Here is a 20,465-nt window from a genome sequence, read left to right as displayed (position 1 = left end):
TCCACTCGGTGCGCAGCTGGCGGGCGGGCTTGCCGGTCAGGGCGCGGGAGCGGACGGTGTCGCCGGAGCCGGCGGCCAGCAGCTTGCGGGTGAGGCCCGTACACCGGCTCGACGCCGAGCTGGAGGTGCTGCGGCACGCCACGTTCGGTCTGTACGGCCCGGGTCGGCGGGCGGCGTTGCAGGAGGCGACCGGCTGGCCCTGGTCACCCGTGCACTACCGGCTGCTGCGCGTCGTGGAGGCCTCGGGGGAGCTGCGCCCGACGGTCGGGGAGCTCGCCGCGTCGCTGCTGACGGACCCGGCGCGGGCCAGCCGGCTGGTGGACGAGGTGGTGGAGGCCGGTCTGGTACGCCGCAGAGCGGGCCGCCTGGACCGCCGCCGCCGCGAGGTCGAACTCACCGCCCGTGGCCACACGGCCATGGCCCGGATGCGGGAACAGCGGGTCGCGCATCTGGAGCGCTCCCTTGACGACTGGCCCGCGGCGGACGTGCAGCACCTGGCCGCACTACTCGCCCGGCTGAACGCCGCATTCTCCGACATACCGCCCGGATAGTTGTCGGCCGCCACCCTCCCTTCACGCGCCGTTGCCACAGCGCCTCCGGCCCCGAGGCGCCCCGCCCGGGGAGCATCAGCCGCAGAAGGCCGGCGCGCGGGAGGCGACATGACGACGGACCTGCAGGTCAGACGGGACGACCTCGCCGTGACACGGCTGGCGCAGGGCCCGCCCCTCGAACCGGGCCCCGGACAGGTCCTGCTCCGCGTGGACGCCTTCGGCCTCACGGCCAACAACATCACCTACGCCCGCCTCGGAGAGCGCCTGCGCTACTGGGACTTCTTCCCGGCAGCCGGGGCCTGGGGCCGCGTCCCCGCCTGGGGTTACGCCGAGGTGCTCGCCGCCCGCGAGGCGGATGTGCCGCCGGGGGCGCGGGTCTTCGGCTTCGTGCCGATGGGCACGCACCTGCTGGCGACGGTGAACCGCGGCGACGGGGCAGGGTTCACCGACCGCAGCGCCCACCGGGCGGGCCTCCCCGCGGCGTACAACCACTACACCTACGCCGGCACCGACCCCGTACGGGACGCCACGGCCGAGGCACTGAGGCTGACGGTGTGGCCGCTGTTCCTCACGTCGTACCTGCTCGCCGACCTCCTCGCGGAACACGGCCGCTTCGGAGCCACCCGCATCCTGCTGTCCAGCGCCTCCAGCCGCACGGCCGCGGGCCTGGCCTTCCTGCTGGCGGCCCACCGCCCCGGCATCGAGGTGATCGGCCTGACCTCGCCCGCCAACCTGCCGTACACCACGAGCCTCGGCGTGTACGACCAGGTCCTGGACTACGCCGGCGCAACCCGACTGCCCGAAGCGGACACGGCCTACGTCGACTTCGCCGGCGACTCGGCGATCACGGCGGCCGTGCACCACCACCACGGCGACCGGCTGCGCGCCAGCATCAGGGTCGGCCACACCCACGGCGCCGCACCCGCCGGGGCACTGCCCGGCCCGCCTCCGCGACCCTTCCTCTCGCCCGAACGCATCCGTGAACGGGCGCGGACCTGGGGCCTGCACGAGCTGCTGGCCCGCATCGAGGGGGCCTGGCAGGACTTCCGGCCGGCCGCCGCGACGTGGTTCCCGGTGGTGCACCACACCGGCCTGGAGGCCGCCCGCCGCGCCTATCTGGACACCCTCGCCGGACGCACGCCGCCCGGTGCCGGCCACGTACTCGCGCTGCGGCCCCCGGCCGACCGGCCGTGAACCCGCGCCGCCGCCTACACCTTCCGGCCCACGGCGCCGTAGGCGTCGATGTGCTTGGCGCCGAGTTCGCCGGTCGCCGGACGCCACCGGGTGATCGGCACCATGCCCGGATCCACCAGCTCCAGCCCCTCGAAGCCCTCCGCCAGCTGAGCCGGGCTGCGCAGGATGTACGGCACGCCGCCGGACTCCACCAGCTGCTCCCCGCCCTCGACCACCGCGTCGCCGGTGTCCGTGCCGTCCCACAGCACCAGATGGCTCCCGGCCGGTACGGCGGCCATGACCGTGGACACGATGGAGCGCAGTACGGCGTGGTCCTGCTCGTAGCCCAGCACGCCCATGAACATCACCGCCACCGGGCGGCTGAGGTCGAGCGTCTTCGCGGCCTCGGCGAGGATGAACTGCGGGTCGTGGTAGTCGGCGTGCACATAGGCGGTGACTCCCTCCGGGGTCACCGCCCGCAGCAGCGCGTCGGCGTGCGCCAGCACCATCGGGTCGTTGTCGACGTACACCACCTTGCAGTCGGCGGAGACGCCCTGCGCGACCTCGTGGGTGTTCTCCATCGTGGGCAGGCCGGTCCCGATGTCCAGGAACTGGCGGATGCCCGCCTCCTCGGCCAGATACCGCACGACCCGGATGAGGAACCGGCGCGACTGCACGGCCATCGTGACGATGTCCGGATACACCGCGGCGACGGCGTCCCCGGCGTCGCGGTCAGCCTGGTAGTTGTCCTTGCCGCCCATCCAGTAGTTCCACATCCGCGCGGCGTGCGGTGTCGTCGGATCGAGCGCCGGATCTTCGGTACTGGTCACAACGACCCTTCCTGCTACGGGAGTTCGGGCTGAGTCCGCTCATCCCAGCAGAGTGGAGCGGGGTACGCAATCAGCTCCCCCGGGCCGAGCGGGACGGTCAGAGCGCTCCGCTCGCATCGACCCGCTCGGTCCCCAGCACGCTCAGCAAGGCGAGCGCCTCGGCGTCCGGGGATCCCGGCGGCGCGCTGTAGAGCACGAGGTGCTGGTCGCGGTCCGGCAGCGTGAGGGCGTCGCAGTCGACGGTGATCCGCCCGACGGCCGGGTGCCGGAACGTCTTGGTGAGCATGGGCGCCGCCTGCACGTCATGCCGCTCCCAGAGCCGGGCGAACTCCGGGCTGCCGTCGCGGAGTTCGGCGACCAGTGCGGTGACCGCGGGGTCCGACGGGTACCGGGCGAGGACGGCCCGGAGCTCGCTCACCGCATGGTGGCGGAACTCGGTTCCGTCGGAGAGCCCGTACAGTTCCGCGTCCGGTGGCAGCGGCCCGAGGAACGCCCGCCGTGCGAGGTTGCGGTCGCGCGGGGCGAGCTCGGCGAAGTCCTCCATGAGCGCGGCGGCGAGTTCGTTCCAGGCGAGGACCTCGAACACCGCGGACGTCACGATCGCCGCCGTCTGCGGCAGCCGCTCGAGCAGCGCGAGGATGCTGGGGCGGACGTCGCGGCGGTGCAGCCGGGTCCGGACCGGCGCGGTGCCCGCCAGCACGTGCAGGTGGTCGGACTCCGCGTCGGTCAGGCGCAGCGCGCCCGCGATCCCGGCGAGGACCTCGCCCGAGGGACGCGGCGCCCTGCCCTGCTCGAGGCGGACGTAGTACTCGGTGGAGATGTGCGCGAGGACCGCGACCTCCTCGCGCCGCAGCCCCGGGGTCCTGCGCCGCGGCCCCGAGGGCAGGCCGACGTCCTGCGGCCGCAGCCGGGCACGCCGGGTGCGGAGGAACGCTCCGAGCTCCTGCTTGTCCATACGCCAAGTCTGCCCGCCGTACGGCGGCGGATCCTGGTACCACCTGTGCCTGCATCCGCACCCGGAGGACCGCGACGCTGGCGGCATGACCGACCACACCCACACCACCCCGATCGGCCTGCTCACCGGCAAGGTCGTCTTCATCACCGGCGCGAGCCGGGGCATCGGCGAGGCCGCGGCCCGGCTCTTCGCCCGCGAGGGCGCGGCCGTCGTCCTGGCCGCCCGCGGCACCGACGCCCTCGCCCGCGTCGTCGCCGGGATCCGCGCGGACGGAGGCACGGCCGACGCCGTGACACTGGACCTGGCCGACCGCGCCGCCGTCCGCGCGGCCGTCGACCGCGTGGCGGAGCTGCACGGCCGACTCGACGGGGCGTTCAACAACGGCGCGGCCATCCAGCACCGTCCCGGCCCGCTCGACACCACGACCGACGAGGACGTCGACGAGCAGTTCGCCGTGAACTTCCGCGCGCACTGGACCGCGATGACCGCCGAGGCGGCGCTGATGCGCCGCGGCGGCGGCGGGGCGATCGTCAACACCTCGAGCATCGGCAGCCGCCGCGCCAACCCCGCCCTTCCCGCGTACGCGGCCATGAAGCGCGCGCTGAACAGCATCACCGAGACCGCCGCCGTGACCTGGGCACCTGAGGGCATCCGGGTCAACGGCATCACTCCCGGCGGCACCGCCACGGAGATGATCGACGCGTGGGAGGCGGCGACGCCCGGCGTCATCGACCGCATCAACTCCTCGATCCCGCTGGGCCGGATGGCCGAGCCGCACGAGGTCGCCGAGGCGGCGGCCTGGCTGCTCAGCGACCGCGCGTCGATGGTGACCGGGGCGATGGTGCCGGTCGACGGCGGCGCCGGCGCCTGAGAAGGGCACCGCCCGGGGGAGCGCCCCCGCGACCGCCTCATCCGGATGGACCAGGAGCGCGGGCGCCCCGTACACGCCACCGCAATGCTGGAAGGCGGCCCGATCACCCACCCCAGGGACAACGCCATGCCGCTGCCGCGCTCCATCCGCCACCCGCTCCCGCCACGACCCGGGGGCCCGCGGCCGAGCCGCCTGCGGCTGCCGCTGGCAACCGCGCTCCTGGCCTCCTGCCTGTGCGCCGTCGCGCCCGCGCCGGCCACAGCAGCAGCCCGCACCGACACGGAGCTGCAGCGCCGGCTGGACGATCTGGTCCGCGCCACGGGCGGCCCGCCCGGAGTGATCGTCGTGCTGCGTAACGGCGGGCGGACCCGCGTCGTACGGTCGGGCGTCGCCGACCTGGACACCGGCCGCCCCCTCAGGACGACGGACCACACCCGGATCGCGAGCACGGCGAAGGCGTTCAGCGGCGCCGTCGCCCTGGCACTGGTCCGGCAGGGAAAGCTCGCCCTCGACGACACGATCGGCGAACACCTGCCCCAGCTGCCGAAGGCATGGCACGCGGTGACCCTGCGCAACCTGCTCAACCACACCAGCGGCCTGCCCGACTACAGCAAGGACCCCGACTTCCTCAAGCTCATCCAGGCGGACCCGCGCCGCACCTTCGACCCGCAGCACCTGCTGGACTTCGTGGCCGACAAGCCGCTGGACTTCCCGGCCGGCAGCGAGTACCACTACTCCAACTCCGACAACATCGCGGTGGCCCTGATGGCCGAGGAGGCATCCGGCCTGCCCTACGACGCCCTGCTGCGCGAGAAGGTCTACGGCCCCACGGGCCTGCGCCACACCAGCCTCCCCCTCGGCTACACGATGCCGCGGCCCTACATGCACGGCTACGACGTCCGCTCCGCACCCCCCGAGGACGTCAGCGAGCTGATCAGCGCCTCCGGGGTGTGGGCCTCGGGCGGCATCGTCTCCACACCCCAGGACCTGACCCGCTTCATCCGCGCGTACGCCGCCGGCGCCCTGACCTCGGAGGATGCCCTCGTGCAGCAGCGCCGCTGGATCGAGGGCGCCTCGGAACCGGCGGGCCCGGGCGAGAACAAGGCCGGCCTGGCCATCTTCCGCTACCGCACCCGCTGCGGCACGGTCTTGGGCCACACCGGGAACACCCCCGGCTACACCCAGCTGATCGCGGCGACTCCGGACGGTACCCACTCGCTCACCGTCTCCCTGACCGCCCAGATCAACCGCACCACCAATCCGGCGCTGCTGGAGCAGCTGCGCGCGGCCGAGGAAGAGGCGGTCTGCGCCCTGCTGGACAAGAAGTAGCCCGGGCCCCCGAGGGCATCGCTCCCTCCGACCCCGTACAGCCGCCTCCGGCGGCGGTGTGCGCCCCCGCTCGGCTGGTGCGAGGATGAAAGGTGGGGCTGATGGTGTCCGGGCGCGCTCCCGCGGCAGAGGAGGTCGGATCGTGTTCTTCACGGATCGTCGTGACGCCGGCCGGCAGCTGGGGGACCGACTGGACCGCTTCAAAGGCCAGGACGTCGTGGTCGTGGGGCTGCCCCGCGGCGGCGTCCCGGTCGCCGCGGAGGTAGCCGAGGCACTCGATGCGCCACTCGACGTCTGTCTGGTACGCAAGCTGGGGGTGCCGTTCCAGCCGGAGCTGGGGATGGGAGCCATCGGCGAGGGCGGCGTACGCGTGATCAACGCCGACGTGATGCGCACCGCGCGCGTCACCGGCGACGAGCTGGCCCTGGTCGAGGAGCGGGAGCGCGAGGTGCTGGAGAGCCGCGCCCGGCGCTACCGCGGCGGGCGGGAATCGGCCGGGCTCGCGGACCGTACCGTGGTGGTCGTCGACGACGGGGTGGCCACGGGGTCGACGGCCCGCGCCGCATGCCGGATCGCCCGGGCCCGCGGGGCGCAACGGGTCGTGCTCGCCGTCCCCGTCGCCCCGCACGACTGGACCGCGCGGCTCGGCGACGACGCGGACGAACTGATCTGCGTACACGCTCCCGCGAACTTCTACGCGATCGGCCAGTTCTACGCCGACTTCTCCCAGACCGCCGACGCCGAGGTCGTCGCCTGCCTGCAGGAGGCGGCCGATCGCCTGACGGCCGCCCGCCGCACCGGGGCGAGCCGCGCCGGCGCCGCGGAGGGCGTGCGGGCGGGCGGGGTGGTGCTGCGGGGGCAGTTGACGGTGCCGGAGGGCGCGAGCGGGGTGGTGGTGTTCGCGCACGGCAGCGGCAGCAGCCGGCGCAGTCCGCGCAACCGGTTCGTCGCGGCGGGGCTGAACCGGGCGGGTCTCGGCACCCTGTTGTTCGACCTGCTCACCGAGGACGAGGAGGGTGACCGGGCGAACGTCTTCGACACCGCGCTGCTGGCCGGGCGGCTGGCGGACGCCACCGACTGGCTGCGGCAGCAGCCCGCGGCGGAAGGGCTCCCGGTCGGGTACTTCGGTGCCAGCACCGGCGCGGCGGCGGCGCTGTCGGCGGCTGCCGAGCCCGGCGCGGGGATCGCCGCGGTCGTCTCCCGGGGCGGCAGGCCCGACCTCGCCGGCGACCGGCTGCCGGCGGTGGTGGCGCCCACGCTGCTGATCGTGGGCGGCCACGACGAGCTGGTGCTCCGCCTGAACCGTGAAGCGCAGGCCCGCCTGCACTGCGAGAACCGCCTCGAGGTCGTCCCCGGCGCCACCCACCTCTTCGAGGAGCCCGGCACCCTGGAACACGTCACCGAGCTGGCCCGCGACTGGTTCACCGACCACATGGCGCCGGTTTCCCATGCGGCCTGAACGAGCGGAACGTCATTCCGGGAGGGCCAGCGAGACGACGCTCGCGTCGTCGTAGACGATGTGCGCGACACCCCCGAGGGCCAGAACCTGCGGCGGCCGCAGGGTGTCGGTGAACTTGCGGCCGTCCATCGGATCGCCGGTGGGAAGCACGCGCTCGCGCGGGGCCTCGGGGACGGGGATGACGTGACCGGTGAGGCCGGGCAGGGACAGCAGCCGCAGGGTGGTGTAGTCGACGGTCAGCGCCCGGGCGCCGATGAGCAGGGGGGTGGAGGACGCGGGGGCGGACTGGTCGGGCAGGTGCACCAAGGTGGCCTCGCCCGTGCGGGTGCCCTGTTCCCACCGCGCCGCCGTCAGGGTGCTCCGGGTGGCGTCGTAGACCAGCGCGTTCGTGTCGTCCGCCGCCACCAGGGATCCCTCGGGGAGGTGCGCGGTGGCCCCGCGGGCCAGGGTCCGCGGATCGAGCAGCAGCGTCCCGGACTCCCCGGTCGACGTCTGCGGCAGCTCGCACGCCACGTTCCGGCGCAGCGCCATCACCTGCGCGCAGCCCAGCACCGGCAGCCCCTTCAGCCGCGCCGCGATCCTGCCGCCGGCGACGTCGATGCGCACCAGATCGGAGGTGTCCGAACCGCTGCCGACCGCGGTCGCGTACGCCTGCCCGCCGCGCACCGCCCGCAGCCGGTACACCGGTTCTCCCATCGCGTCCTGGACGGCCGGCCCCAGAGGCACGCGCCACAGGCGCACGCCGGAGTCCAGGGCGTAGGCCTCGACGACCGGGACGTAGTCGTCGGTGTAGCCGGATACCAGCACCGCGTCGCCGCTGATACCGGGACGGTGCGGATAGCGCGCGATGCGCAGGCCGCCGGGGGAGGTCCACAGCCGGCGCCCGTCCGCCGAATCGCGCAGCTCCACACGGCCGTTGAGGGAAATCAGCGCCCGGCCGCCCTGCAGCACCGGCGGCACGCCGTCGCCGCCCACGTAGAAGTCGCCGTTCGGCGCGACGTACGCCTCGCCGTCGCCCGGCATCTCCCCCTTGCCCTCGGGGGTGCCGGCTGTCCAGAGCCGGCGGCCGTCGACGGCGCTGAGCGCCTCGTAGGTGCCGTCGACGAGCAGGCAGGCCACCGCCCGCGGGTCGGCGGCGCAGGCCAGCGGGGGCCGGGCGAACCTGCCCTGCCAGGACTGCCATCCGGCGGGGCGCTCCTGCGGTCGCTGGGCCACGAAGGCGGTGGCATCGGGTCCGCCGACGTCCGTGGTGCCCGCGGTGGCCGGCACCGCCGGGCGGCCGGAGCCCGCGGGTGTCTTCCCTTGCGGGTCACCGGGGTCGGCGCCGGTCCAGTGGTAGGCCGCGTAGCCGCCCGCACCGACGCAGAGCGCGGTGACCACGGCCAGGATGAAGGCGCGGATTCCGCGCGTGGAGGTGGACATCGGCGGTCAGTTCGTCTCGGCGGCGAGGGCGTAGCGCCAGACGGTCACCTTGAGGGTGATGAAGTCGCTGGGTGAGTCGTCCGGTGCGGTGCCACGGTTCTCGACGAGGAGGATGTGGCCTTCCCCGGTGGTGACGCAGACCTTGCGGCCCTTGGTGAACTTGGTGAGGAGGACCGAGTAGGCGAACTGGGAGTTGTTGCGGCAGAGGTCCAGCGAGCCGTTCTCCGACGGGGGGAGAAGCACCAGTTTCCCGTTCGGCGCCTCGAACCTGCCCGCCCCGTCGAAGGTCGATTCGGGATAGCTGATGTCCCCGCCGTCCTGAGTGGGTTTGACCGGGTCGTCGGTGAAGTTCAGCGCGTATCCGTGCGGCAGGTCGAAGCGGTACGTCTGCGGTTCGGGGTCCACGGCCGGCGCGGTGGACGGGGACGGGGTCGCCGACGGGGACGGGGTCTCCGAGGCGGTTTCGAGCTGTTCGGGCGTCGCGGATGCGGCGTCCTCGGTGCCGGTCGAGGCAGTGGACGCCGGCGGGTTGTCTCCCGCGGCCCCGGTCCCCGTCGGGCGCTCGTGGTCCAGGACCGCGCGTGCGCCGAGCGCTCCGGCCACCAGCGCGGCCGCCGTGGCCACCGCCACCGCGAGGCGCCGTGACCGGCGCGCGGTCGGGAGCGCCCCGGCGGCCGGAGCCGGTGGGAGCGGGGGCCGGGTCGGCGGGAGTGGCGGCTGCGCGGGCGCCGCGGGCAGCAGGGCGACGGTGGCGGGGGCGGTGCGCTCGGGGAGGGAGTCGGCGACCGGGGGCGGCAGCCAGTCCTCGGGCCGGCGCAGCACGGTCGACTCGGTCGCGGCCTGGCACAGCGCCAGGATCTGCGCGACCGTCGGCCGGTCCTGCGGCTCCTTCGCCAGACAGCCGGTGACCAGTTCCATCAGCCCGGCGGGCACCGCCGTCAGGTCGGGCTCCTCGTGCACGATCCGGTACAGCACGCTGTGCGAGGTGCCCTCCCCGAACGCGGGCCCGCCGATCGCCGCGTACGCCGCGACCTGGCCGAGGGCGAAGACGTCCGTGGCCTCGGTGACCGCCGTGCCGGCCGCCTGCTCGGGCGACATGAAGGACGGCGTGCCCACGATCACCCCGCTGGAGGTGAGGACGGTGGCGTCCGCGGCACGGGCGATCCCGAAGTCGATGACGCGGGGGCCGTCCGCGGCGAGCAGCACATTGGACGGCTTGAGGTCGCGGTGGACGATCCCCGCGCCGTGGATCACCTGCAGCGCCTCCGCCACCCCGGCCGTCATCAGCAGCACCGTCTGCTCGGGCAGCGGGCCGTGCTCGGCGACCGCCGCGGCCAGGGGCGGCCCCGCGACGTACGCGGTCGCCAGCCACGGTGTCGGGCCCTGGGTGTCGCTGTCGATGACGGGCGCGGTGTACAGGCCCTGGACGCGCTCGGCGGCGCGTACCTCCTGCTCGAAGCGGCGCCGGAACTCCGGGTCGGAGGCCAGCTCCGGGCGGATCACCTTGATCGCGACGGGCCTCCCGCCGGGCGTGTGGGACAGGAACACCTGCCCCATCCCGCCCGCGCCGAGCCGCGCCGTGAGCTGGTAGCCGGCGATCGCCCGCGGATCGCCCGCGGCAAGGGGTTCGAACACGGCTGACAGGCCTCCTCATGAGGACGGTTCGACGGGAGCACGGGCACAGACACGGCACCCGTGTCCGCGAGCGTAGGGACCCGGACCGACGCAGTGCCGGGCGCCGGACGATGCGCGGACACTTTGCGGACAGCGGACCCCGGAAATCGCCCACCAGCCCCACGGAAAGGAGCGGTTACGAGATGATCTAGGCAACAGGCGCCCACAGGTCCCGGGGGGAGAGGCCATGGCCGAGCTGTCCGTGAACGACGCCGCCCTGCGCGCGCTGGGGCAGGCCATGCGAACAGCGCGGGAGAGCCGCGGACTGTCGCAGCGCACCATGGCCCGGCGGCTGAACTCTGGGCACAGCCGCCTGTCCCCGTACGAGAGCGGAACACGGCAGCCGCCCGCGGAGGTGGTCCGCGGTTACGAGCGGGTGCTGGGCCTTCCCCCGGGCAGACTGGTGCGGCTGCTCAACCGCGCCCTGGGCGAACGCACCGCCCACTACGCAGCGCCCGCGCGGGAACTCCCGCCCGTCCCCGCCGACTTCGCCGGCCGGGAGGCGGAACTCGCCCGGCTGCGTGCGCTGACCGCCCGCGCCGGCAGCGCACCGCATCCGCTCGTCGTCGTCCTGCACGGCATGTCCGGCGTCGGCAAGACCACCCTGGCGCTCAGGGCCGCGCACGAGGCGACGCGGTTCGCCCACCAGTGGTGGGTGGAGCTGCACCGCGTCCGGGCCGGGACGCGCACTCCCGTCGCCGTCGAGCCGGAGCTGCGCCGCCTGCTGGAGCTGCTGCACATCCCACCCCAGCGCATCCCCGCCGACCCGGCCGACTGCGCCCGGCTGTTCCGCGCCGAGGCCGAGGGGCATCCGCTGCTGCTGGTGCTCGACGACGCCCGCGACGCCGCGCAGGTGCGGCCCTTCATCCCGGGGTCGGGCCCCGCGCTGGTCGTGGTGACGAGCCTGCGGCCGCTCCACGAACTGGCGGGCGCCGTGCACCTGCCGCTCGGCCCGCTGTTACCGCAGGAGTCCACCGCACTGCTGGCGGGAATCGCCGGCGCGCAGCGGCTGCGGGCCGAGCCGCACGCCATGGAGCAGGTCATCGCCGGCTGCGAGGGCTTCCCGCTGTCGCTGCGGGTCCTCGGCGAGCGGATGGCGGCCCAACCCCACTGGCCCCTAAGCCATTTCGCCGACGGGCTGCACGACCGGCACGAACGCCTGAGCCCCCTTACAGCCGCCCTGACCCTGTCCTACCGGGCGCTGGACGCCGGGGACCGCCTGCTGCTGCGCCGGCTGGCCCACCTGCCCGGCACCGACGTCACCGCGTCCACCGCCGGCGTCCTGCAGGACCTGCCCGCCGCAGCGCCCCCGGCGCGGCGGGCCCTGGAGCGGCTCGCGGGAGCCGGCCTGGTCACCGCCGCGGCCCTGCCCGGCCGGTACCGGCCCCACCAACTGGTCCGGGAGTTCGCCCACGAGCGCCTCGTGGCCGAGGAGGACCCGGGGCAGCGTGAGCAGACCGCGGATCGCCTGCGCCGCTGGCTGCTCACCACCGCCCGCCAGGCGGCCGAAGCGGTCGCCCCGGCAGGCGGCCCTTTCCCCGGCGGACGCACGGCGGCGCTGGACTGGCTGGACGCCGAGGGCGAAGCCGTACTCACCGTGCTGGAGAACACGCCGGCCGAGGCGCTCGCCCCGCTGGAGCCGGCCGCGCTGCTGGACGGCCTCGTCTGGTACTACGACCTGCGGTGCCAGTGGGCCCCGCTCACCCGCGCCGGCGAAGCGGTCCACCGCGCCGCCCTGCGCCTGGACGACCGCCGCCTGGTGGCCGTGGCCCTGAACTCCCTCGGCTACGCGGACGCCCTCAGCGGACGCCCGGCCCTCGCCGTCACCCGCCACGAACAGGCCCTGGAGCTCGCCCATGCCGACGGCGACTGGCAGGAGGAGGCGCACGCGCTGACCAAACTGGGCCTGGCGCACTGGGAGATGGGCCGCTTCGCGGACGCCGTCGCCTTCCACCGGCAGGACCTGGCCGTACGGGAGCTGCACGCGGACGCGGTCGGCGCCGCGACCGCCCTCAGCCACCTCGGACACGCCCAGCGCATGTCCGGCGACCCCGCAGCCGCCCTCGCCACGCTGCGCCGGGCGCTGAAGGAATGCGCGGCCGCCGGGGATCCGCGCGCCGTCGCTATGACCCGGTGGCGCCTGGGCATGACGCTCGCCGACCTGGCCCGGTGGGAGGAGGCGGGGGAGCAGGCACGCGAGGCGCTCGCGTACTTCGAGTCCTCCCGTGACACCTGGGGCCCCGGAGCCGCACGCCTGGTCCTGGGACGCCTGCACCGCGGCCAGGGGCGCCCCGAGCAGGCGGCAGAGGAACTGCGGGAGGCCGCACGGGTGTTCCACGACACCGGTGACCATTTCCGGCGCGCGCAGACCCTCCGGGCGCTGGCCCAGGTGTACGCGCAGCTGGGCCGGGCGCAGGAGGCGCGCGCCTGCCGGACGGAGGCACGGGTGGCGCTGGACGAGTACGGCCGCCATGACCTGGACAGCGGCGCGGCCGAGGAGGCCGCGCTGCTGGCACAGCCCGCGTCTGCGGACGGACCCGAACCGCTGTTCCGCTGACCTCCGTCACCGCCGACGGGCGCGACACTGCTTCTCGGCCATTCCTTGCTCGTGAAACAGGCGGGCTCGCCCCTGGAGTACGCACCGGCGGCACGGCCCGTGCCCGCACGCTGGCCGGAACCCCACCAGGGCCTTCTTGACGCGTACGCGCTTGCTGTCGACCATGATTCCGTTCACCGTCCAGGATGGCAGCCGCAGGGGACAGCTCTGTCCCGGTCCAGGTCTTGGCGTGACCAGTAGGCACCACGGAACTCCCGGTCAGCGCACCCGAAGACGGCCGTCCAGCTCTCAAGGGAGACGTATCGATGACGAACACTGTCCTGCTCGACGACACCACCACCGACACCGCGGACCTGGACCTCGACGTCCAGGTGGCGGGCATCAGCCCCGACGCGGCGTTCGGCGGCTCGATGGAGAAGCAGCGCCTGTCCGGCGTCAGCTGCGGTTCGACCTCGCCGAGCACCTACGGCGTCCAGTCGCGCTGTCCGTACTGCTGCTGCTGATCCGCTGAACGGCGGAGCGGGCCCTTCGGCCCGCTCCGCCCTCGCGTTCACCGGCCGTGCGGAACCAGGGGAGGGGCAGCTCAAGCCATGCGGGACGACCACTACGACGTAGCAGATCCGCCACTCGTCCGGATCGCGGCGACCCCGCGCCCGCCGTCCGTCGACGGCCGCGGCGGCCCCGGACCCGAGGACATCCTCCGCACCACCGCCGACCCGCTGCTCCGCGAGGCGATCGAGCTCGCCGGGAGCAGCCTCCCGCACCACCTCGACCGGCTCGAGGCGGGGGAGGAGCTGAGCGCCAAGCGCATTGCCGGGATGGCCCGCTCCGTCAGCCGCTACGCGCTGCGGATGGGCGCACGGCCCACGCCCTTCGGCCTGTTCGCCGGGGTCACGACCGCCCGCTTCGGCCCCGGCACCGAGGCCGACGTGCGCGGACCCGGGCAGAAGTCCGTCCGGATCGACGCGGCCTGGCTGGACGAGCGGATCCACACCTGGCTGAAGGACGCAGACGTCCGCCGCCGGGTCGACGTCGTCTGGAACAACCTGTGCGGCGAGCGCGGCGACCGCCTCCTGCTGCCCGGCCCGGACGGCGAGATCTCCGTCCGCGGCAATCCGCTGACCGCCTTCGCCGCCGACCGCGCCGCACGCCCCGTGCCGTACGACACCCTGATCCGCGAGGCCGCCGCCGCGTTCCCGAAGGTGGCAGAGGAGCGCCTCGACGCCGCCCTCGCCCAGCTGATCACCCACGGCTTCCTGTTGACCTCCCTGATCGCGCCGCGGATCGACGACGCCCTCCTCGACCACATCGAGTCCGCCGTCGCACCCGTTCCCGGCGCCGCCGACCAGCTGCGCGCCGTACGCGCCGCGGCCCGCGCGTACGCCGCCGCCCCGGCCGGCGAGGGCCGCGCCGCCTGGCGCGCCCTGGTGGACGCCGCCGAACCCGGCGGCGCGCCCACCGGCCCCCCGGTCCAGGTCGACCTGCGCGTCGACGCCGACATCCGCCTCGCCCCGGCGGTCGCCGAGGAGGCGCGGCGCTACGCCTGCGCGATGTGGGAACTGTCCCAGGAATGGTCCGTCGGCAGCCATATGCGCGACTACCACGAGCAGTTCATCGAGCGGTACGGCACGGACGCGGCCGTCCCCCTGGGCGAGCTGACCGACCCGCACCGGGGCCTCGGCTTCCCCGCGATCTACGCCGACCGCTCACCCGACGGGCCGTCCCGGCCGACCGTCCTCAGCAGCGACGAGGACGCTCGCGAGCGCCGCATGCTGACCGCGGAACTCGTCCAGTCGGCGCTGCTGGACGCCGACCGCGAACTGCGGCTGACACCCGAGCTGATCGACCGGCTCGCACCCCCGCGCCGGGACGTCCCCGCCGAGCCGCCCCGCTCACTCGAGGTCTGCCTGCAACTGCTCGCCGAGAGCCCCGCCGCCGTCGACCGCGGCGACTTCCGGCTGATGACCTCGCGGCATCTCGGCTCCTGGGTGGCCGGCGCCACCGCGGGCCGCTTCGCCGAACACCTCGGCATCGGCGGCGAGCTGTCCGGCCTGGTCGGCGCCCTCGCCGACGAGGACACCATCGCCGCGCAGGTCACCTTCCGCCCGTACACGGTGCGCGCCCAGAACATGACGCAGGTGCCGCGACTGGTGCCCCACCAGCTGCCGCTGGGCGTGTACGCGGACCCGGCCGCCCCAGGACACCTCGACTGGCGGCAGCTGCTGGTCGGCATCGACGCAACCGGCCTGCACCTGACCGACCCGGACAGCGGCCGCCGCGTCGTACCCGTCGTCCCGCACATGGTCGCCCTCAACCGCGAGGCCCCCGAGATCGCCCGCTTCCTCGTCGACTGCGTCTTCGGCCGGCCGCGGGCCTGGACCGGCTGGGAGTGGCAGGGCCTGGAGAGCCTGCCGCTGCTGCCGCGCCTGACGTTCGGCAAGGTCGTCGTCCAGCCGATGCGCTGGCTGCCCGACCGGCAGTTGCGCGCGGCCGCCCACGACCCGGCCGGCTGGGACCGCGCCCTTGACGCGTGGCGCACCCGCTACGGCGTGCCGGACCATCTGCTGATCGTGCACTGGGACCGCACCTACGGCCTGGACCTCGCCGACACCTGGAACCGGGAGATGTTCCGGCAGGAGGTGCGCCGCAGCAAACCCCTGCTGTTCGAGGACCTCGCGGCGGACGTGCGCACGCTCGGCTGGGCGCAGGGCCACAGCGCCGAGATCGTGGTCCCGCTGAGGCGCCGCCCCCGCCCCTCCCCGGTGCCGAAGCGTCCCGCGGTGCGCCGCACGGCCGCCTACCACCAGCCCGGCGAGGACTGGCTGTTCGCCAAGCTGTACGCCGCCGAGCCCACCCTCGACGAGCTGCTGCGCGACCACGTCCCGCCGCTCGTACGGGCCGTCGCCCCGCACCTCGACCGCTGGTTCTTCATCCGCTACCGCGACCCCGACCCGCACATCCGGCTGCGGCTGCACGGAACACCCGAGGCGCTGCGCACCGAGGTGCTGGACGCCTTGGCCACCCACACCCGGAGGCTGATCGGCCGCGGCGTCCTGCGGCACTTCGCCCTGGACACCTACGTCCCCGAGACCGAACGCTACGGCGGCCCCGACGGCCTCACCCTCGCCGAGGAGCTGTTCTGCGCGGACAGCCAGTCCGCCCTCGCCCAGCTGAGCCTGCGCGGCCGCGGCGCCCTCGACCTGCCGCCGGAGGTGTGGGCGGCGCTCAACCACGCCGCGCTGCTGGAATCCCTCGGCGACTGGGACTGGACCGCCTGGGTCGCCCGCGGCTTCCCGCCCGGCCGCGAGACCTACCGCGAGCACCGCGCCCTGACCCGCGAACTCATCGTCCCGGGCCGGACGGCCGCCGTCTTCGCCGACCGCTTCACCAGCGCGCCGCTGGCCGGACTGTGGGGCTCGGCCCCCGGTGCCGCCCTGGGCAAGCTCCTCCTGCCCGACGGGACCCCGGACGCCGCCGGCGCCCACACGATCCTCGCCCTGCTGCATATGCAGCACAACCGGCTCCTGGGCATCGACCGGGAGCAGGAGAACCGCGGCCTGGCCGTCCTCGGCGGACTCGCCCGCGAACACGTGCACCGCGGGGCCGCCGCCCCGCGCGCCGCGAAGGAGGCCTGACATGCCCCAGCCCCGCCACGCCGAGGCCGCCCGCGCGATGGCCGACGAGGTGCTCGCCCGGCTCGCCGACCCCGCCGCCACGGCCGCCGACAGTCTCATCCCCGAGGAGAGTTCGTCCATCGGCGAGCTCGAACCGCTGTGGGAGCCGCTCTCCCTCGCCAGCGGCCACCCCGGTATGGCGGTCGTCTTCAGCGGCTGCGACCGGCCCCGCGAGGCCCACCGCTACCTCGCCGAAGCCCTCGCCGCCGTCGCCGCCCAGCCCGACAGCCTGGCCGGCAGCTTCGCCGGCCACGGCGCGGCCGCGTACGCCGTGCTCGTCGCCCACCGGGCGACCGGCGGCTACCGCACCGCACTGGACCGCTTCGACGCCCACCAGCGCCAGATCGTCCGCACCGCGCTGCCGCCGCTCACCGACGCCCCGCTGCCCACCAACGGCGTCTTCGAGGTCGTCCGCGGCATGACGGGCATCGGCCGCTATCTGCTGGCCCGCGCCGAGACGTGCGAGGCGGAGCTGCGGCAGGTGCTGTCGTACCTCGTGGGGCTGAGCCTGGGGGAGATCGACCACCGCGGCCACAAGGTCCCCCGCTGGTGGTCGATGGCCGCACCGAAGATGGGCCAGGAGGCGGAGATGCCCGACGGCCACCTCAACCTCGGCCTCTCCCACGGCATCGCGGGCCCGCTCGCCCTGTTCGCCCTCGCACGCCGCGCCGGGGTGTCGGTCGACGGCGACCGCGAGGCGATGGAGAGCCTGATGGCGCTGCTGACCCGCTGGGCGATGCCCGACGAGGCCGGCGGCATCCGCTGGCCGCACGCCCTCACCCTGGAGCAGTGGGCCGCCGGCCCGGGCAGCGCCCACGCCCACGTCATCCCCTCCTGGTGCTACGGCGCCCCCGGCACCACCCGCGCCGTCCAGCTCGCCGCGCACACCCTGGACCGCCCCGACTGGCACACGCTGGCCCACCGCTCCCTGGAGCCGCTCCTGGCCACCCCGTTGGACGACTGGCAGTGCGACGACCCGGGCCTGTGCCACGGCTGGGCGGGCGTGCTGCACCTGTTCGGCCGCCTGACCGAACACCTCGACGACCCCCGCGTCCCGGCCCTGATGGACGAGCTGGCGGCCCGGACCCTCGCCCAGTTCAAGCCCGCCTCCCGCTTCGGCTACCGCTCCACGCTGACCAACACCCCCCAGGGCTCCGACATGCCGGGCTTCCTGCAGGGCGCCGGCGGCACGGCCCTGGCCCTGCACGCCTACGCCGCGGGCGGCACGGTACACGGGGACTGGGACATGCCGCTGCTGGTGTCGTAGCCCACCGCCCGAAGTCATCCTTGTGACGCCCCGTCGGCGAGTCAGGCCGCGGACCCCGGCTGCACGGAGGAGAGGATGGCACCCACGATGAACAACCCGATTCGGCTGGGCTCAGGAGGAGGCTGCGTGAAGACGCTCTTCGTCTCCTACCGTGTCACCGACCTGGACCGCTCGCTGGGTTTCTACACCGCCCTGGGCTACGCCGAGCTGGGCAGGGTCGAGGGCGGCGACGGGAGTCGCCTCGTACTCCTCGCGTTCCCCGGCGAACCGGCGGCCTCGCTCGAACTGGTACACCGTCCCGCCGGCGGACGCGTCGACGTGGGCAGCGGTTTCGATCACCTGGCGATCCAGGTGGAAGCGCTCGCCACCACGCTGAAGACGCTCGCCGAAGTCGGCCTGGAGCCGGAACCCGTCCAGCATCCGGGCGGGCCTCACGGCCCGAAGACGTCGTGGCTCACCGACCCGGACGGCTACCGGATCGAGCTGGTGGAGTGGCCGCCAGGACACCCTGACGGCATCACCGCGGCGGACTTCGCCTGAGACGGCCACGGCAGGTGTGGTGACCCAAGCTCGCGGGCTGTCAGCTCACGGTGAGGGTTCCCTTCATGTTCGGGTGGATGGTGCAGATGTAGGCGTAGCTCCCCGGTGCGGACGGCGCGGTGAAGGTGGTGGTCGCGCCACCCTCGATGTCACCGGTGTCGAACGCCTTGTCCCCGGTGGCGGTGACGGTGTGCGTCGCGGAATCGCGGTTCACGACAGTGATCTTCGTACCGGGGCGTACGCGAAGGTTCTCCGGGGTGAAGGTGAAGTTCTCGATCACGATGCGCGCCGCGGCGGTGCCCGGGCTGGTCTGCGCGGGGGAGCTGGTGCTGGCCGAGCCGTTGCCGTAGTCGTTGTTCGAGCAGCCGACCAGGGCGAGGAGGGTGCAGGCTCCCGTCAGGACAGCAGTGATGCGGCCCCGGTGGAGCGGGAAGAGTGCCATGGGGGCGGGCCTTTCGGGCGGGGACTGCGTGGTCGGACCCGGCCGGTGCCGGAAGCCGACGGTTGGGTTCAGATTCGTTCCCACCGACGGCGCACGCCGGGGCGTACCGCCGTCTGCCTCGCCTGTTCACCCACGGGTGTGAGGTGAGTGCCCGGCGGCGTCACAGGCCGGGGGCGCCCCAGAGCGGGAACCAGCGAGTGAGGTCCCCCTCGATGCGCAGATCGTCCTTGACGATGCTCTTGACCTGGAGTTCGAGCGGGTTGTCGCGCTTCTCGCCGGGCCGCGGCGCGAAGGGGTAGAAGGTGCCGCGTTTGTAGAGGTAGACCAGCGCGAGGGGGTGAAGCTCCTCGGCGTCGCGGAAGGCGACGAGGGAGCAGAGCAGCTGGGGTCCGAATCCGCTGTCCTCGAGGGCGCTGTTGACCGCGTGCAGGTCGTTGACGAGCGCGGGCAGGCTGTCGGGGTCGCGACGGGAGAGCAGCCACGAGTAGCCGTACTCGTCGCGGCTGAACTCCACGGGCATGCCGCCGCGCTCGGGGTCTGCGTCCAGCAGGGCCCGTACATCCTGCCGGACCTGGGTGAAGGCGCCGCCTTCGCTGCTGGCGAAGCAGACCGAACCGGCTCCGGTCGGGGTGAAGCCGACGGCCGCCTGGAGGGTGATCGCCGCGGAGGGCAGGCCGAACAGCTGGTCCAGGTCGGGCTTGACCGGTTTGCTCCGCCCCAGCAAGGCGTCGAGGAAACCCACGGGTGCTCAGCTCCTTCCGTCGCCCCCGTTCGTACGCCGGTCCTGGCGGCCCGAGCGGCACAGTGCCGCGGTCAGGCCGTCTCGCCCAGCTTCTCGGAGATCTCGGCGAGCGCCTCCAGACGCCGTTCCAGACTGGGGTGCGTGGAGAGCAGGTTGGCCACCGTGGTGCCGGGCCCGAGGGCGGGCGTGAAGAAGAACGCGTTGAACGCCTGGGCGGTGCGCAGGTCCCGGGTGGGGATACGGGCGATGTCGCCGGTGACCTTGGTCAGGGCGGAGGCCAGGGCCGAGGGTCGTGCGGTCAGCATGGCCCCGGCCCGGTCGGCGGCCAGTTCGCGATAGCGGGACAGCGCCCGGATCAGCAGGTAGCTGACCGCGTAGACCAGGGCGGAGACCCCGATGACCAGGCCGAGTACGACGGCGGTGTTCTGGTCCCGGTTGCGTCCGCCGAAGAGCTGCGAGTAGAAGGCGAAGCGGACGACCAGACCCGCGATCACCCCCAGGAACGAGGCGATGGTGATCACCGCGACGTCGCGGTGCGCGACATGGGACAGCTCGTGGGCCAGGACGCCCTCGAGCTCGGCGGGTTCCAGGCGCCGCTGGAGCCCCGTGGTCACGCAGACGACGGCGTGGTCGGGGTTGCGGCCGGTGGCGAATGCGTTCGGCAGGTCCATCTCGGAGACGGCCACCCGCGGTTTGGGCATGTCGGCGGCCGCGCACAGCCGGTCGACGACGCCGTGCAGCTGCGGCGCCTCCTCCCGGCTGACGATCCGGGCGTGCATGGCGAACAGGGCGATCCGGTCGGAGTACCAGTACTGGGCGCCCAGCGCCCCGGCGGCGATGACGACGACCAGGACGACGGACTTGAGCAGCACGATCAGCGCGGCGACGAACGCCACGTACAGCAGCCCGAGCAGGAACATCGTGACCAGCATCCGGGCAGTGAGCTGCCGGTCGCGCTCGAAACGGCTGCGCATCGTCA

At 74.0% G+C, this 20,465-nt stretch carries 17 protein-coding genes; 10 read left to right on the top strand and 7 right to left on the bottom strand.

Going from position 1 to position 20,465, the window contains the following annotated elements; genetic code table 11:
- Positions 1–56 precede the first annotated feature (56 nt).
- Positions 57–551 carry a MarR family winged helix-turn-helix transcriptional regulator gene (locus AB0M28_RS22090; protein WP_365407413.1) on the top strand — a complete coding sequence of 165 codons (495 nt, stop codon included), beginning with the start codon at positions 57–59 and terminating at the stop codon, positions 549–551.
- Between the two features lie 108 nt (positions 552–659).
- On the top strand, positions 660–1,745 hold the full coding sequence (locus tag AB0M28_RS22085; RefSeq protein ID WP_365407410.1) for a DUF2855 family protein: 1,086 nt from the start codon (positions 660–662) through the stop codon (positions 1,743–1,745).
- Positions 1,746–1,759: 14 nt separating this feature from the next.
- Here the strand turns inward: AB0M28_RS22085 and AB0M28_RS22080 are convergent, their stop codons facing one another.
- On the bottom strand, positions 1,760–2,554 hold the full coding sequence (locus AB0M28_RS22080; protein ID WP_365407407.1) for an SAM-dependent methyltransferase: 795 nt from the start codon (positions 2,552–2,554) through the stop codon (positions 1,760–1,762).
- Positions 2,555–2,651: 97 nt separating this feature from the next.
- Positions 2,652–3,509 carry a helix-turn-helix transcriptional regulator gene (locus AB0M28_RS22075; protein ID WP_365407404.1) on the bottom strand — a complete coding sequence of 286 codons (858 nt, stop codon included), beginning with the start codon at positions 3,507–3,509 and terminating at the stop codon, positions 2,652–2,654.
- Between the two features lie 85 nt (positions 3,510–3,594).
- Between AB0M28_RS22075 and AB0M28_RS22070 the strand changes: the two genes are divergently transcribed.
- The 3 genes from AB0M28_RS22070 to AB0M28_RS22060 all read left to right on the top strand — a co-directional run bounded on the left by AB0M28_RS22070 (position 3,595) and on the right by AB0M28_RS22060 (position 7,168).
- A complete protein-coding gene (locus AB0M28_RS22070) occupies positions 3,595–4,380 on the top strand; it encodes an SDR family oxidoreductase (protein WP_365407401.1) in 786 nt (261 codons plus the stop codon).
- 126 nt (positions 4,381–4,506) lie between these two features.
- Positions 4,507–5,709 carry a serine hydrolase domain-containing protein gene (locus AB0M28_RS22065; RefSeq protein ID WP_365407419.1) on the top strand — a complete coding sequence of 401 codons (1,203 nt, stop codon included), beginning with the start codon at positions 4,507–4,509 and terminating at the stop codon, positions 5,707–5,709.
- 142 nt (positions 5,710–5,851) lie between these two features.
- The gene (locus AB0M28_RS22060; protein ID WP_365407398.1) at positions 5,852–7,168 is read left to right on the top strand and encodes a phosphoribosyltransferase family protein; all 1,317 of its coding nucleotides are present in this window, start codon (positions 5,852–5,854) and stop codon (positions 7,166–7,168) included.
- Positions 7,169–7,180: 12 nt separating this feature from the next.
- Here the strand turns inward: AB0M28_RS22060 and AB0M28_RS22055 are convergent, their stop codons facing one another.
- Positions 7,181–8,590, bottom strand: coding sequence for a hypothetical protein (locus tag AB0M28_RS22055; protein ID WP_365407395.1), 1,410 nt, complete (start codon positions 8,588–8,590; stop codon positions 7,181–7,183).
- A gap of 6 nt (positions 8,591–8,596) precedes the next feature.
- The gene (locus AB0M28_RS22050; protein ID WP_365407392.1) at positions 8,597–10,225 is read right to left on the bottom strand and encodes a serine/threonine-protein kinase; all 1,629 of its coding nucleotides are present in this window, start codon (positions 10,223–10,225) and stop codon (positions 8,597–8,599) included.
- A 226-nt stretch (positions 10,226–10,451) separates the two neighbouring features.
- Between AB0M28_RS22050 and AB0M28_RS22045 the strand changes: the two genes are divergently transcribed.
- The 5 genes from AB0M28_RS22045 (at position 10,452) to AB0M28_RS22025 (ending at position 18,302) form a co-directional block, all read left to right on the top strand.
- Positions 10,452–12,821, top strand: coding sequence for a tetratricopeptide repeat protein (locus tag AB0M28_RS22045; RefSeq protein ID WP_365407390.1), 2,370 nt, complete (start codon positions 10,452–10,454; stop codon positions 12,819–12,821).
- 305 nt (positions 12,822–13,126) lie between these two features.
- Complete coding sequence (locus AB0M28_RS22040) at positions 13,127–13,324, top strand: hypothetical protein (RefSeq protein ID WP_365407387.1); 198 nt, start codon at positions 13,127–13,129, stop codon at positions 13,322–13,324.
- An 87-nt stretch (positions 13,325–13,411) separates the two neighbouring features.
- Positions 13,412–16,456, top strand: a complete 3,045-nt coding sequence (locus tag AB0M28_RS22035) for a lantibiotic dehydratase (protein ID WP_365407384.1) — start codon at positions 13,412–13,414, stop codon at positions 16,454–16,456.
- Between the two features lies 1 nt (position 16,457).
- A complete protein-coding gene (locus tag AB0M28_RS22030) occupies positions 16,458–17,762 on the top strand; it encodes a lanthionine synthetase C family protein (RefSeq protein WP_365407381.1) in 1,305 nt (434 codons plus the stop codon).
- Between the two features lie 126 nt (positions 17,763–17,888).
- Entirely contained in the window at positions 17,889–18,302 is a 414-nt protein-coding gene (locus AB0M28_RS22025; protein WP_365407379.1) for a VOC family protein, read from the top strand.
- Between the two features lie 40 nt (positions 18,303–18,342).
- Here the strand turns inward: AB0M28_RS22025 and AB0M28_RS22020 are convergent, their stop codons facing one another.
- From AB0M28_RS22020 to htpX, 3 genes are all read right to left on the bottom strand, one after another.
- Positions 18,343–18,744 carry a cupredoxin family copper-binding protein gene (locus tag AB0M28_RS22020; protein ID WP_365407376.1) on the bottom strand — a complete coding sequence of 134 codons (402 nt, stop codon included), beginning with the start codon at positions 18,742–18,744 and terminating at the stop codon, positions 18,343–18,345.
- A 160-nt stretch (positions 18,745–18,904) separates the two neighbouring features.
- Complete coding sequence (locus tag AB0M28_RS22015) at positions 18,905–19,486, bottom strand: hypothetical protein (protein ID WP_365407373.1); 582 nt, start codon at positions 19,484–19,486, stop codon at positions 18,905–18,907.
- A 71-nt stretch (positions 19,487–19,557) separates the two neighbouring features.
- Entirely contained in the window at positions 19,558–20,460 is a 903-nt protein-coding gene (gene htpX / locus AB0M28_RS22010) for a zinc metalloprotease HtpX (protein WP_365407370.1), read from the bottom strand.
- Between the last annotated feature and the right edge of the window lie 5 nt (positions 20,461–20,465).

It is taken from the genome of Streptomyces sp. NPDC051940 (assembly GCF_040680895.1).
In the GTDB taxonomy this organism is placed as follows: domain Bacteria; phylum Actinomycetota; class Actinomycetes; order Streptomycetales; family Streptomycetaceae; genus Streptomyces.
The sequence above is the reverse complement of the archived record's forward strand: the minus strand, read 5'-3'. Positions and strand labels throughout refer to the sequence as shown.